Below are 13,369 nucleotides of genomic sequence, written 5' to 3'. Positions count from 1 at the left end.
CTACTTTACCTATCTCTTCCTGGCATAGCCGAGATAATTTACCGAGGTGTCCCTGGAAATCCTGAACTCGAAACGGAGCGGGTCATAGCTCATGCCTACAAGCTCCGAAAGCTCGACGCCGTTCTCCTCGAGAATCTCTTTAAGTAAAGAGGGGCGTATAAACCGGGCATAGTCGTGCGTGCCCCTGGGGACCATGCCCAAGAGGTCCTCGGCCACGAAAAGGGCGAGGAAGCGCGCCCGGACGGTTTTATTGATTGTGCCGAAAAAGAAAAGGCCGCCGGGCTTGAGCATGGAGAGAGAGTCTTTTAGAAAGGCCCGGAGGTCGTCCACGTGCTCGAGGACCTCGGCGCAGACGACGATATCGAACGAGGGGCCTTCCTTTGCGAGCGCGGCGGGCGAGGCGACCCTGTAGTCTATATCGAGGCCCGATTTAGAGGCGTGCTCTTTCGCGGCTTCGATTGCGACGGGCGATAGGTCAATGCCCGTTACCACAGCGCCCTTTTTCGCGAACTCTTCCGAAAGGAGCCCGCCGCCGCAGCCTATATCGAGGACGGACTTTCCTTTAAGCCCGCCCGCGCGCGACTCGAAGTAGCCGAAGCGGAGCGGGTTTATCCTGTGTAGCGAAAAGAGCCTGCCAGCAGGGTTCCACCAGTCAGCGCCGAATTTTTCGAATTTCCGGGATTCGGAGGTCATAATTAAAACCCGTACTCCTTCCACCTCTTATCCACAAGCTCTTCTATCTTCTTATCCATCTCCATCTTCTCGCCCCATTTGCGGGTGACCTCGGGCGGCCGCTTGCTTGTGGCGTCAATGCCCATCTTGCTCCCGAGGTTGTCGAGCGGCGAGGAGAAGTCCAGGTAGTCTATGGGAGTGTTCTCTATGATGAGGGTGTCCCTCTTGGGGTCCACCCTTGTTGAAATCGCCCATATCACGTCAGCCCAGTTGTGCACGTCTATGTCGTCGTCAACGACGATTATGTACTTAACATACATGAACTGCTTAAGCACGCCCCAGAGGCCCATCATTATCCTCCGTGCGTGGCCGGGGTATTCCTTTCTGATGGAGACGACCGCTATCCTGTACGATACCGCCTCCATAGGCAGGCTGAAATCCACGACCTCCGGGAACTGTAGCTTCAAGGAGGGCAGGTAAAGTTTGTTGAGTACCGTGCCTATGACCGCGTCTTCCTTGGGCGGCCTTCCGGTAATGGTCGTAAGATATAGCGGGTCTTTCCTGTGCGTTACGGCCTTCAAGTGAAATACCGGGAAAGGCTCGGGCGCGTTGTAGTAGCCCGTGTGGTCGCCGAAGGGGCCCTCCATCTCAAGCTCGCCGTGGCGTATCTCGCCTTCGAGAATTATCTCGGCAGATGCAGGCACCTTCAAAGGCACGGTCTTGCACTCCACGAGTTCAATCGCTTTTTTACGCAGCACCCCCGCGAAATGGAACTCGCCCACATCCTCGGGCACTGGCGTAACACCCGCTATGATGGTCGCGGGGTCGCAGCCTAGTGCAACGGCCACGGGCATGGGCCGTCCTTCTTTTTCCCACTCCCTCTGGTGGGTCGCGCCCCCGCGGTGCTTGAGCCACCGCATTATTGCGCGCTTACGATCGATATATTGCATCCTGTAGACGCCCACATTGAAGGGCCCGCCTTTCGGCGACTGCGTCACCACGAGCGGCCAGGTGATGAGGGGAGCCGCGTCCCCGGGCCAGCATTTGATTATCGGTATCTTCGAGAGGTCTGCGTCGTCAGTAAGGACGACCTCCTGGCAGGGGCCGTGCTTCACGGTCTTTGGCCCGAGGGTAAGGACTTTGCCGAAATAGGGTATCTTCTTTACCGCGTCCCAGAGGCCTTCGGGCGGCTGGGGCCTCTGGAGGGCGGCTATGAAGCTTCCTATTTCCGAAAGCTCCTCTTCAGTAACGCCGAGCCCCAGGGCGACCCTCTCGGCAGTGCCGAAGAGGTTCCCGACAATGGGCATGGCATGGCCCTTGACCTTTTCGAATACGACCGCGAGGCCGCCCGCTCTTACGAGCTTCTCCATTATGGCCGATGCTTCGAGATGCGGGTCCACTTCCGCCTTTACGCGCTTAAGGAGCCCTTTTTTCTCAAGCTCGCTCAGGAATTCCCTTATACCGTAATAATGCATCTTCCCTCTCAGATGTTCAGGTCGATAACTATGAAAAAGAGGATGAGCCCGCCGATGAACGCGTTTGCCTGGAAGCCCCTGAACGCGCCCTCTCGCGTAGCAGTCTTCCTTACAGAAGCCGCTACAGCCAAAAAGAGCGCGAGGCATACGGCGAGGCCTGAGAAGAATACGGCCCCCAGTCCTGCCAATGCCGCTCCTGCACCGAGCGCCAGCGCGAAAAGGATATACATGATAAAGAGCGCCTTGTGGACGGATTCGCCGAAGAAGATGGCCGTGGATTTTACGCCCACCCGCAGGTCGTCCTCCCTGTCCATGAGCGCGTAGATCGTGTCATACGCGGTAGACCAGAATATGTTGGCGAGAAATATAAATAGGGCCGCGGCCCCGACCTCGCCCTTTGCCGCGCTCCAGGCCATGACAGCGCCCCAGCCGAAGGCCATGCCGAGGACGACCTGGGGGAAGTGGCTTATGCGCTTAACAAAGGGGTAGGCCCCCGCAAGGGCCAGCCCAGCGAATGAAAGGAGTATGGTGAGCCTGTTGAGCTGCAAAACCAGCGCGAAGGCGATTAGCGAGAGAGCTGCGGAGACCAGGGCCGCCTCCTTAACCTTGAGCCTGCCGTTCGCAAGCGGCCTGCTTCTCGTCCTTTCGACGAACGGGTCGAAGTTTCTGTCCGCGATGTCGTTTATTGCGCAGCCCGCGCTCCTCATGAGAAATGTCCCGGCTATGAAGATCAAAAGGAGCTTAAGCCCCGGCTTTCCGCCCGAGGCGATAAAGAGGGACCACATCGTGGGCCAGAGGAGAAGGAGAGTGCCCTGCTGCCTGGGGAGCCTGATGAGGTCCGAGATCGCATGTAGTTTTTCGGCGGCGGCAACAGCGCCCAGACCCATGCTCAGCTCCTTACGCTCAGGGCCGCAAGCTCGGGGCTGAATATCTCCGCGACCGCGGCCTTGATTATCCAGCGTTCAGCGCTGCCGTTGAAAAGGACGTACCTTCTGGCAAAGAGAGGGGTCTCGGCAGGTGCGCCAAGCTCAAGGGAAACCGACGGGCTTCTCACGATCCCGATATCGAGCCGTTCCTTTCCAAAGAGTATGCCGTTTTCGGCAAGTACCCTGCCCAGCGGCTCCGAGTAGTTTTGGCCCGCCCCCTTGCCGCTCCCGTAAAGGGCCTCGAATAATTTCGGGTCTATCATGTTCGAAGGGATGAGCGTGCGGGCGTAGATGAGCTTTCTGCCGCCCGCCTTTAGCCAGACCTCCCTTTCAGTCGCTTTGCTGCCCGGTGCTGCCTGGAGACAGGAGGCCTCTTCAGGGGTGAGGAGGGTATCGCCCGTGAGCCTCACCTCAGCCTCGACCCGGGCCCGGGTAAGGAGCTCGAGCTCGACCGTCATCGAGCCCTCTGAAAAAAGGAGGAGCTTTTGATGTGGCAAAAGCCCCTCGATGAAAGGCGAGTTCCGGGCCTCCTCGGCCCCGAGCCATTCCTTGAGGAGCGAATATGAGTACCCCTTGGCCATAAGGTGAGAAATTATCACATAGGAGGCCTTTGGTCAACAAGGCCCCTTAAGGGCCGACCGGGCATCAAAGGCAAAAAAAAGCCGCATCCCCACGCGGATGCGGCTTCGGTTCAGGCATGTTTGTTTCAGTGGTTTTTGGGGCCTTCTTTTTCCGGCTCAGGCTCGATGGGGAGCTCCGAGGCCTTGAGGAACGCGTCCACGCTGTATTTGATCGCGGTCGCGGTGCTTTTATTCTGGCTCCGCAGGATCTTCAAAAGCTTTCCCACATAGATTATCTCGTCCGGGCTCAGGGCGGAGAGGTCAGGCGCCCTTGTGAACTCCTTCCCGTACATCATAGTCTCCTCGGCGGCGCTCATGAACCCTTTCCTCTCGAACTCGCCGCCTTTCCCCGGCCTGTACATCTCGCCCTCGCCGGATATGAGCCAGTCCACGGAAAGGCCGTAGATGTTGGCGAACCTGAGCACGAGGTCGGTCGGCATCTCGCCCCTTTTCTTGTAATTGGAAAGCGCCTGGGGCGTTACTCCGAGCACGCGGGCCACGGCCGAATCGTTCTTGAGCTTCCCGGCCCAGCGCATCCTTTCTATAATTTCAGAATAGCTTACACCCATTAGAATTCTCCTTTGGTTTGCTTTTGTGCTTTGACGGATAAACCGGAACCGAGCCTTTCAAGGGAGTGAGCGGGCATTCACGCTGTGCTTAGCGGTGTGTATAGAGGCAGAATTTTTACGCCGCGGGACTTACTCACCCAGTGTTACCTGTCTTTGCGACGAGGCAGATATTTCAACAAATTATAGACCTTTTGAAAGGCGCTGTCAATACCCGTCCTATAGCCGTTATTTGGCTGAAATCGTTCCAAGCTGCTCTCTATAAGGGAGCGGTTTTGAACGGAACCTGGATGGAAGGGCCGGGGATTCATGGTGGGCGGTACAGGATTTGAACCTGTGACTTCCACCGTGTGAAGGTGGCACTCTGCCGCTGAGTTAACCGCCCGTATCGAAATGAACATATATTTTACAGGCATTACAGGGCGGCAGTCAAGAATTACCTTGAAGAGACCAGTCTTCAGGGGGTATATTTCTCGTGTACAATGGATTATGAGGATAATGGGGCTCGACATAGGCAAAAAGACCATCGGGATTGCGCTCAGTGACCCCGCGGGCCTTACCGCGCAGCCGGTAACCACGATAAAGAGGACCACTTTAACGAAGGACCTCGAAGAGGTGCTGGGCCTCTCAGCCGAGCACTCGGTAACCACCATCGTTGCGGGCCTGCCCCTAAACATGGATGGCAGCCACAGCGCCCAGACCGGATTCGTCCTGAAATTCCTTGAGAAGCTAAAGGAACGGACCGATATACCCGTAAAGACCTGGGACGAGAGGCTATCTACGGTTGCGGTAGAGAGGCTATTAATCGAGAGCGACGTGCGGAGGGAGAAAAGGAAAGAGGTGGTCGATAAGCTCGCGGCCGCCTACATCCTTCAAGGATACCTGGACAGCTTAAAAAAAGCTGGGTAAGGCCATAGCTTTTGTCCAAATAGAAAATCATGCGGAAAAAGATAGAAAAAATTTCAATAATCCTGGCGGCAGGCGTCCTTCTGGCCGTCACGCATTTTTATGTGACCTTCCTGACCCCGCCCTCGAGTGAGCGGGTCGTCAAAACGGTGCATATCGGGAGAGGCATGAGCTTCAGGCTCATTGCCGAAACGCTCGAGCGCGAGGGGGTCGTCCGCGACGCGGATACCCTGGGGTTCGCCGCGCGCATCCTCGGCGCGTACAAGAAGGTAAAGGCAGGGGAGTACGAGTTCACCACCGACATGACCCCCTTTGAGGTGCTCGATGCGCTCGTCAAGGGGCGCATAAAGAGATACTCAGTGACTCTCCCGGAAGGCTACAACATCAAGGAGATGGCGGCGGCGCTCGATGCCGCCGGCCTTGTCGAGGCCGAGCTCTTCATTGCAAGGGCGACTGACCCGGAGCTTGCGGCCTCACTCGGCGTCGAGGGCCCGACCCTCGAAGGCTACCTTTTCCCGGACACCTATGAGTTCACAAAAGGACTGAGCGCCGAAGAGATAATTTCAAGGATGGTCTCGAAATTCAAGAAGGTCTACTCCGAGTTCGAGGACGAGGCCAGAATGCAGGGCATGTCCATGAGGAAGGCAGTGACCCTCGCATCGATAATCGAGAAGGAGACCGGCGCGCCGTTCGAGCGGGACCTCATAGCGGGCGTATTCCATAACAGGCTCAGGCAGGGGATAAAGCTGCAGAGCGACCCTACGGTCATCTATTCCATACCCGGCTTTGACGGCAGGATCAGGAAAAGCCATCTCTCGATGAAGTCGCCATACAACACCTACGTGAACTACGGCCTCCCCCCCGGCCCAATTGCGAGTCCTGGCAGGGAATCGATAGCCGCCGCGCTCAGGCCCGCCAAAACCGACTACCTCTACTTCGTCTCGAAAAACGACGGCACGCATCAGTTTTCAAGGACACTTGTTGAGCACAACAGGGCAGTGGACGAGTTCCAGAGACGGGTAAAGGTCTCAGCGAGGGCCGGAGAGAAAGAGAAAACTGTCGCTCAGGATTGAGGCAAATGAATGCCTCAGTAAATCCTCCCCTTGAAGCCGCTCGAGGTCGTTACAGTCCCTTCCTCGTCTACTATAAGGCCCTCGACGCCTTCTAGACTCTCGATGAGCTCCATGCCCTTTTTCGGCCCCATGACGAAGACCCCGGTCGCGAGCGCGTCGGCTGTGGTCGGGTTCTTGGCCGCGAGCGTAACTGCCTGCGTGCCCCTTGCCGGGAAGCCGGTCCTGGGGTCGAGTATGTGATGGTACCTCACGCCGTCCTTCTCGAAGAACCGCTCATAGTCTCCTGACGTGGGCGCGGTACCGTTCTCTATATATAACTCCCCGAGGAGGCCCTCTTTTCTCGGGTGCTTTATACCTATAGTAAAGGGTTTGCCGTTGTCCTGGAAGACGACCATGTCGCCGCCAGAGCGCACAATCCCCCTTGTGACACCCCTTGCCTTAAGTGCTTCCGCCGCCTTTCCTGTTATATACCCCTTCGCCACCCCGCCGAGGTTAAGGGACATGCCTTCACGTGCAAGGGCTATGCTCGGCCCTTTTTCATCGAGAATCACGCCCCTGTAGTCCACAAGCTTAAGGAGCCTTTCGACCTCCTCTTTCGAAGGAAGAACACCTTTTTCGCCTGAAGGGCCCCAGACCTCCGCAAGTGAGCCGACAGTGGGGTCGAATGCGCCTTTCGTAAGTTCCGCTACCCTCAGGGCCTCTTTCGTGACCTCGAATGTATCGGGCGACACATTAAGAGCGCCTTTCCCGGCATTCCGGTTTATTCTCGATATATCGCTATCCGGCCTGTAGGAGCTTAAAAGGGCTTCGAGCCTTTCTATGTCCCGGAAGGCGGCATCGGCAGCCTCGTCGAAATGCTCCCGTTCGCCTTCCATGAGAGTTATTTCGACGATCGTGCCCATCGCGGGCCTCGCGTAGTTGGCGGTCTCAGGCCTTTGCCTCCATATGAGGAGGTTCGATAACGCAAGGAGCAGGAATACCGAAAGAGCGACAATAGCGTACTTCCAAAGACCCCTTCTATCCATAACCCAAATCCTTCAAGGTTCTTATCCTTAAAATAAAAAGCCGGGCCTTAAGGCCCGGCTTTAGAGTGACAGCTTGAGGCAGGTAGAACGGGCTGGGCGAGCCATCTAGCCCCGCCGTACTTTCCCGATCAGGAGGACTAAAACTCCTCTTCCTCGGTCTCGGTCCTTTCGAGTATACCGAGGCCGGTCTCCTCCTCGAACCTCCCCCGAATCTTCTGCTCCTTTTCCATCTTGGACATGCACTCGACGCACACCCTTGTTGCAGGAAGGGCACGGAGCCTCTCCTCGGCCACAGGCTCGCCGCACTCCTCGCAGACTCCGTAGCTGTTGTCGCGGAGGCGCTCAAGGGCGTCCTCAATTTCCGAGAGCTTCTCCCTGTCGCGGTCGCCGAGCATGAGGGCGAGCTCCCGTTCACGCTCATTGCTGGCTATGTCGTATATGTCCCCTATCTCATACTTGAGGACGTTACTCTCGCTCCTGACCTTCTGGGAGACCTCCTGAAGAATTTTATTCTTTGCATCCAGGAGCTTCTGGGATATCTCCTTCTTGAACGGCACCTTGCCTGCCTTCGGCTTAGTTTCTTTTTTTGCTGTGTTGCTGCTGGTCCTTTTTGCCATTTGTTTCTCTTCCTTTGGTGATTTCGAGGAAGCCTTACCGGAAGCTTTAGGAGCCCCGGCCAGCGGCGCCCCTTTTTTCACTGGTTTCACGGCTTTTTTGGTTTTTTCGGCTGTTTTTGGCATAAGTTGGAAGTATACAGTTTTTTAAAATGTTGTCAATGGAATTTGGGCTCGCTCCATTGTAGCTGAATCACGCGTGGAAACTCAAAAGCCCCCGTTTAGCGCGGCTACTGAATCAGGCTGGCCGAAGCTTATGGGGGAATAAATAATTATACCAAAAACGAGGGCCCCATCAAAGCCCGTTTGGGCTAATAGGGATTGACACCCATTTCATCGCTAATATAGAATGATAGCAACCTCTAAAAAATGATCTTTTCCCCGGACTCTGCGTAGTTACGGGAATAAAAATGCTCACATATTATCCATATATGCTCCGCTTTTTATTCCCAGCCTTCCGGGAAAGTGTGAAAAATCTCTATTTTCTGATGTTGCCTGATAAAATCCAGAATGTTATCAAATCACTGAAATGGTCTTCGATGTCATAGTAATCGGGGCAGGGCACGCCGGGTGCGAGGCCGCGCTTGCGGCTGCAAGGACAGGGCTTTCTACGCTCGTCCTTACGATTAACCTGGATACCATAGGCCAGATGTCCTGCAACCCGGCCATAGGCGGCATTGCCAAAGGGCACCTGGTCAAGGAAATAGACGCGCTCGGCGGCGAGATGGCCAGGGCCATCGACGATACCGCCATTCAGATGAGGACCCTTAACGACAGCAAGGGGCCGGCCGTACGGGCCACCAGGGCGCAGGCTGACAGGGCCCTTTACCGGCAGCGGATGAAAAAGGCCCTGGAGGGAACTCCCAACCTCCACCTGAGGGAAGGCGTGGCAGACGCCGTTCTCACCGGACCCGGCCCTGGCGGCTCGCTTTCAATCAAAGGAGTGCGCCTCTCTACCGGGGAAGAGCTCAATGCGGGCGCGGTCATAGTCACAACCGGCACGTTCCTTAATGGTCTCATACATATTGGCATGAATAGTTTTCCCGGCGGCAGGGCAGGCGACCCGGCCAGCAACTCCATTTCCGGATCTCTTGCGGCCCTGGGCCTCAGGCTCGGACGGTTGAAGACCGGCACCTGCCCGAGGCTCGATAAGAGGAGCATCGATTATTCAAAAACCATACAGCAGGAGCTTCAGGCTCCGGCTGAATTCAAGCCTTTTTCCTTTTCATCGCCGCTTTTCTCAAGAGGGCAGGTCCCATGCCATATAACCTATACAAATGAGGAGACCCACAGGGTAATAAGAGAAAATCTGGGGCGCTCACCATTATATAGTGGGGTTATTGAGGGCGTAGGCCCAAGATATTGCCCATCGATAGAGGACAAGGTAGTAAAGTTCCCTGAACGGATAAGGCATCAGGTCTTCCTTGAGCCAGAGGGGTATGATACCGTTGAGGTCTACCCGAATGGCCTGTCCACGTCCCTTCCGATAGACGCACAGAAAGCCTTTCTCAAGACCATTCCCGGCCTTGAAAAGGCCGAGATACTGAGGCCCGGCTACGCGATAGAGTACGACTACGTTGAGCCGACCCAGCTTAAGCTATCGCTTGAGGCGAAGTCGATAGAGGGGCTCTTTTTTGCCGGCCAGATAAACGGGACCTCGGGTTATGAGGAGGCGGCAGCGCAGGGGCTTATGGCCGGGATAAACGCCTCGCTGAAGCTTAGGGGCAAGCCCGCGCTCATACTCGACAGGGCAGATGCTTACATAGGGGTCATGTTAGACGACCTCGTTACAAGAGGCACGAAAGAACCTTACCGGATGTTCACCTCCAGGGCAGAATACCGCCTCCTTCTCCGTGAGGATAACGCTGACCTCCGCCTTCGGGAAAAGGGGTTTCAAGCCGGGCTCGTTACTACTGAGGCATATGGTGGCCTTCTCGAAAAGAAGAGGAAAATCAAGGAGTTAAGCGCATTTTTGGACTCATCCCGGTTTAATCCGACCAAAGAGGCCAGGGAGGCGCTTAAGGCACTCGGAGGCGGCGAGCTCCAGAAATCCGTTACCCTTAGAGAACTCCTTCGGAGACCCGGCATGAGCCTAAGGCATGTCCTCAAGCTTTTCGGGAGCGAATTCCCGGTATCTGATGAGGTTGCCGAAGCCGTGGAGATCGAGACCAAGTACGAGGGCTATATAAAAAGGCAGGTAGAGGAGGCAGGGAGGTTCAGGAAGATGGAGGGGATAAGGATACCGGAGCTTTCATATGAGGGCGTCCCCGGCCTCTCTGCCGAGATACGGGAGAAGCTCGAGAAGACCAGGCCCTCTTCAATAGGGCAGGCGAGCAGGATATCAGGCGTGACCCCGGCCGCCATATCCATGCTGATGGTGCATCTAAAAAAAATAGGTGCATACAAATGATGTTCCACGTGGAACATCTTCGGGACCTTTAACCATGGACGACAGGGAAAAGCTCGAATTCATTAAAAAGGGGGCGCTAGAGCTGGGTATTGACCTTAGCGAGGCGCAAGGAGGGGCATTCCTTGCCTATCTCCGTGAGCTCAAGTCCTGGAACCGGAGAATAAACCTCACCTCCATAGAAGAGGATAGGGATATACTTGTAAAACACTTCCTCGATTCCCTCACGCCCGCGCGCTTTCTCGCGGGAGTGAATTCTGTGCTCGATATGGGCGCAGGTGCGGGCTTTCCCGGTATCCCACTTAAAATAGCCAAACCGGACCTTCAGGTGACCCTCCTCGATTCAGTCCTTAAAAAAGTGAGCTTCATGCGCCACATGATAAGGACTTTGGGGCTAAAGGGCATAGAAGCCATCCATGGCAGGGCTGAAGCAAATGAGCTGAAAACAAGGTTCGCGGGCTCATTCGACTGCGTCATATCGCGTGCGTTCGCGGAGCTGGCGGCCTTTTCAGCCCTGGCCTTCCCTTATTTAAAGCCCGGCGGTATGCTCCTGGCAATGAAGGGGCCTGCTGTCCAGGACGAGCTCGGGGCTATTATTAAGATGAGCTGGAAGATAAGCGGGTTTACCCGGCCCGAGGTCTTTGAGGCGGCAGTCCCGTTCTCAAATCGAATTACAAACCTGGTCGTTTTACGAAAGCTTTAAATGTTCCACGTGGAACAATCGCCCTTAATGCCGCGAAAGATGTTCCACGTGGAACATCAGAGCTCTTTTCCCTTGAAATCACCCGGCCCGATGTTTTAAACTCATCTCTGAATCTCGAAGGGGTCCATTTGGGAAAAGTTATAGCCATAGCGAACCAGAAGGGAGGGGTAGGGAAGACCACTACTTCCGTAAATCTTTCCGCGACCCTTGCCGTTGCCGAAAAAAAGGTGCTGCTCATAGATTTCGACCCGCAGGGGAACGCGACGAGCGGCCTGGGGCTCGACAAAAGGGGCTCCAAGGGCATCTATAACGCCATGATAGGTGAGGCGGATCTCAAGTCCCTCATCAAGGATACCGAGCTCAGGTATCTCAAGATAGTGCCTTCCTCCATAGACCTTACCGGCGCAGAGATAGAGCTTATAGACGACCAGGCTCGCGAGTACAGGCTGAGGGACACGATAAAGACCGTAAAAGACCTCTTCGATTACATAATAATAGACTGTCCGCCGTCCCTGAGCCTTCTTACGGTCAACGCGCTCGTGGCGGCTGATTCGGTCCTCATACCCCTCCAATGCGAATATTACGCCCTTGAGGGCATAAGCGATATATCCCGCACCATAGACCTCATAAAGGCCAAGCTCAATCCCGGCCTCCAGATAGAGGGCGTACTCCTTACCATGTTCGACGCGCGGAACAACCTTACGCACCAGGTGGAGGAGGAGATAAGGACCCACTTCGGAGCCAAGGCCTTCAAGACCGTCATACCCAGGAACGTGAGGCTCTCTGAGAGTCCCTCTTTCGGAAAGCCAGTGATACTCTATGACATCCAGTCCAAGGGCGCGGTCAGCTATATGGAGCTCGTAAAGGAGCTGGTCCTTGGCGCTGGCGTAGATTCACCAATAAAATCAAGCACTTAGCTTAATAAGAGGCCCGTATGCTGAATAAGAAAAAGGTCCTTGGAAGAGGGCTTGGCGCCCTCATAGGCGAGGCTTCCTCATCGGAGAGGCCCGCGCCCGCCATAACCGGTAACGAGAGGTTCCGGATATGTCTCTCAACTGACATAAGCCCGAACAAATCCCAGCCGAGAAAGCACTTTGATGAGGCGGCGCTCAATGAGCTGGCCGACTCCATAAGGGAGAAGGGGATAATAGAGCCCCTTGTAGTAAGGAGGGCCCTTGAGGGCTACGAGCTCATAGCCGGTGAGAGGAGGTGGCGGGCCGCGCGGATCGCGGGCCTTAACGAGCTGCCGGTGGTCATTGTCGAGGCCGGGGACGAGGAGAGCCTTGAGCTCGCGATAATAGAGAACATACAGAGGGAGGGGCTTAACCCCGTAGAGGAGGCCGAGTCGTACAGGAGCCTCATGGGCTTCGGCCTTTCGCAGGAGGAGGTCGCAAAGAAAGTCGGCAAGGACAGGGCGACAGTCGCAAACTACCTCCGGCTACTTAAGCTACCGCACGAGGTGAGGGAAGAGATAGTAAAGGGCAATATCACCATGGGGCACGCGAGGGCGCTCCTTTCGCTTGAAAGCCACGCGGCGCAGGCCGAGCTCTGCAGACAGATAATCACGAAGGGGCTTTCCGTCCGCGAGGCTGAGGCGCTTTCATCAGCACCGAAAAAGGAGAGGGCCGGAAGGCCCGTAAAGAACGGCGGGAGCGGGAATACGGAGCTCGAAGACGAGCTCCGGGGGATATTCGGCACCAGGGTGGCGCTCAAGGACACGAAGGGTAAGGGGAAGATAGAGATAAGCTATTTCTCCGCCGACGAAAGGGAGAGAATACTTGACCTTCTCCGCTCGGTCGGCGGCTGATGTGACTCGGGTCCTTGCCTTCCTTTCCGGCACCCCTTATAACAAACCCCGAAAGAGCCCGTTTGCCAGGACTGCGGCAAACCGGCCCAGCATGTAATAAGGAGGTCCCTCATGTTCCGAAAGGAAAAGGACAGGAACGAGAAGAATAAGACCGCTGTCGCGGGCGATATCACCGGCTTCATCGGCAAAGGCGTTGCCATGGAAGGGAGGCTCTCCTTTGAGGAGACGATGAGGGTCGACGGGAGCTTCAAGGGCGATATCTCGGCCCCCTCGGGCGCGCTCGTGGTGGGAGAGGGCGCCCATATCGAAGGGGATATAAGGGTCGGCACCGCAGTCATCTCCGGGACGGTCAAGGGCAGAATAGAGGCGGCCCAGAGGGTGGAGCTCAAGTCCCCGGGCAATATGACCGGAGAGATAAAGACCCCGACCCTCATCATAGAGGAAGGCGTTGTCTTTGACGGCACCTGCACCATGTTAAAAAAAGACGGCACTGCGCGGGAGACGGTCGAGTACGGCGAGGTACCTCAGGAGGCGACCATAGTAGGAGGCTGGGCCGGGCCGTCCTCGTAAGGAGT

14 protein-coding genes and 1 tRNA gene are annotated in these 13,369 nt (G+C 56.0%); 7 read left to right on the top strand and 8 right to left on the bottom strand.

The genetic code is table 11. From position 1 onward, the window contains the following. Window positions 1-9: 9 nt before the first annotated feature. From ubiG to K8I01_11930, 6 genes are all read right to left on the bottom strand, one after another. Window positions 10-693: a bifunctional 2-polyprenyl-6-hydroxyphenol methylase/3-demethylubiquinol 3-O-methyltransferase UbiG gene (ubiG, locus tag K8I01_11955; GenBank protein ID MBZ0221131.1), complete on the bottom strand. Its 684-nt coding sequence runs from the start codon at window positions 691-693 to the stop codon at window positions 10-12. Between the two features lie 2 nt (window positions 694-695). After that, window positions 696-2,147 carry a UbiD family decarboxylase gene (locus tag K8I01_11950; GenBank protein ID MBZ0221130.1) on the bottom strand — a complete coding sequence of 484 codons (1,452 nt, stop codon included), beginning with the start codon at window positions 2,145-2,147 and terminating at the stop codon, window positions 696-698. 8 nt (window positions 2,148-2,155) lie between these two features. Beyond that, entirely contained in the window at window positions 2,156-3,034 is an 879-nt protein-coding gene (ubiA, locus tag K8I01_11945; GenBank protein MBZ0221129.1) for a 4-hydroxybenzoate octaprenyltransferase, read from the bottom strand. Between the two features lie 2 nt (window positions 3,035-3,036). Then, a complete protein-coding gene (locus K8I01_11940; GenBank protein MBZ0221128.1) occupies window positions 3,037-3,654 on the bottom strand; it encodes a chorismate pyruvate-lyase family protein in 618 nt (205 codons plus the stop codon). A 125-nt stretch (window positions 3,655-3,779) separates the two neighbouring features. Further along, window positions 3,780-4,262 carry a helix-turn-helix domain containing protein gene (locus K8I01_11935; protein ID MBZ0221127.1) on the bottom strand — a complete coding sequence of 161 codons (483 nt, stop codon included), beginning with the start codon at window positions 4,260-4,262 and terminating at the stop codon, window positions 3,780-3,782. Between the two features lie 307 nt (window positions 4,263-4,569). Further along, window positions 4,570-4,644 (bottom strand) — tRNA-Val (locus K8I01_11930). A 104-nt stretch (window positions 4,645-4,748) separates the two neighbouring features. Here K8I01_11930 and ruvX point away from each other — a divergent pair. Beyond that, entirely contained in the window at window positions 4,749-5,168 is a 420-nt protein-coding gene (ruvX, locus tag K8I01_11925; protein ID MBZ0221126.1) for a Holliday junction resolvase RuvX, read from the top strand. Between the two features lie 29 nt (window positions 5,169-5,197). Next, entirely contained in the window at window positions 5,198-6,238 is a 1,041-nt protein-coding gene (gene mltG / locus K8I01_11920) for an endolytic transglycosylase MltG (GenBank protein ID MBZ0221125.1), read from the top strand. A 14-nt stretch (window positions 6,239-6,252) separates the two neighbouring features. On the opposite strand, the gene K8I01_11915 is transcribed toward mltG, so the two are convergent. Together K8I01_11915 and K8I01_11910 are read right to left on the bottom strand one after the other, a co-directional pair. After that, on the bottom strand, window positions 6,253-7,263 hold the full coding sequence (locus K8I01_11915; protein ID MBZ0221124.1) for an FAD:protein FMN transferase: 1,011 nt from the start codon (window positions 7,261-7,263) through the stop codon (window positions 6,253-6,255). A gap of 137 nt (window positions 7,264-7,400) precedes the next feature. Continuing rightward, a complete protein-coding gene (locus K8I01_11910; protein ID MBZ0221123.1) occupies window positions 7,401-7,880 on the bottom strand; it encodes a TraR/DksA family transcriptional regulator in 480 nt (159 codons plus the stop codon). Window positions 7,881-8,406: 526 nt separating this feature from the next. Here K8I01_11910 and mnmG point away from each other — a divergent pair. The 5 genes from mnmG (at window position 8,407) to K8I01_11885 (ending at window position 13,364) form a co-directional block, all read left to right on the top strand. Continuing rightward, a complete protein-coding gene (mnmG, locus tag K8I01_11905) occupies window positions 8,407-10,287 on the top strand; it encodes a tRNA uridine-5-carboxymethylaminomethyl(34) synthesis enzyme MnmG (GenBank protein MBZ0221122.1) in 1,881 nt (626 codons plus the stop codon). Window positions 10,288-10,321: 34 nt separating this feature from the next. Next, window positions 10,322-10,987 carry a 16S rRNA (guanine(527)-N(7))-methyltransferase RsmG gene (gene rsmG, locus K8I01_11900; protein MBZ0221121.1) on the top strand — a complete coding sequence of 222 codons (666 nt, stop codon included), beginning with the start codon at window positions 10,322-10,324 and terminating at the stop codon, window positions 10,985-10,987. Between the two features lie 128 nt (window positions 10,988-11,115). After that, window positions 11,116-11,904: an AAA family ATPase gene (locus tag K8I01_11895; protein MBZ0221120.1), complete on the top strand. Its 789-nt coding sequence runs from the start codon at window positions 11,116-11,118 to the stop codon at window positions 11,902-11,904. Window positions 11,905-11,924: 20 nt separating this feature from the next. Next, window positions 11,925-12,794, top strand: a complete 870-nt coding sequence (locus K8I01_11890) for a ParB/RepB/Spo0J family partition protein (GenBank protein ID MBZ0221119.1) — start codon at window positions 11,925-11,927, stop codon at window positions 12,792-12,794. Between the two features lie 111 nt (window positions 12,795-12,905). Then, window positions 12,906-13,364 (top strand): polymer-forming cytoskeletal protein, encoded by a 459-nt coding sequence (locus K8I01_11885; GenBank protein ID MBZ0221118.1) that lies wholly within the window; start codon window positions 12,906-12,908, stop codon window positions 13,362-13,364. Window positions 13,365-13,369 lie beyond the last annotated feature (5 nt).

Source organism: Deltaproteobacteria bacterium (genome assembly GCA_019912665.1).
Lineage (GTDB): Bacteria > Desulfobacterota > GWC2-55-46 > GWC2-55-46 > GWC2-55-46 > UBA5799.
The sequence above is the reverse complement of the archived record's forward strand: the minus strand, read 5'-3'. Positions and strand labels throughout refer to the sequence as shown.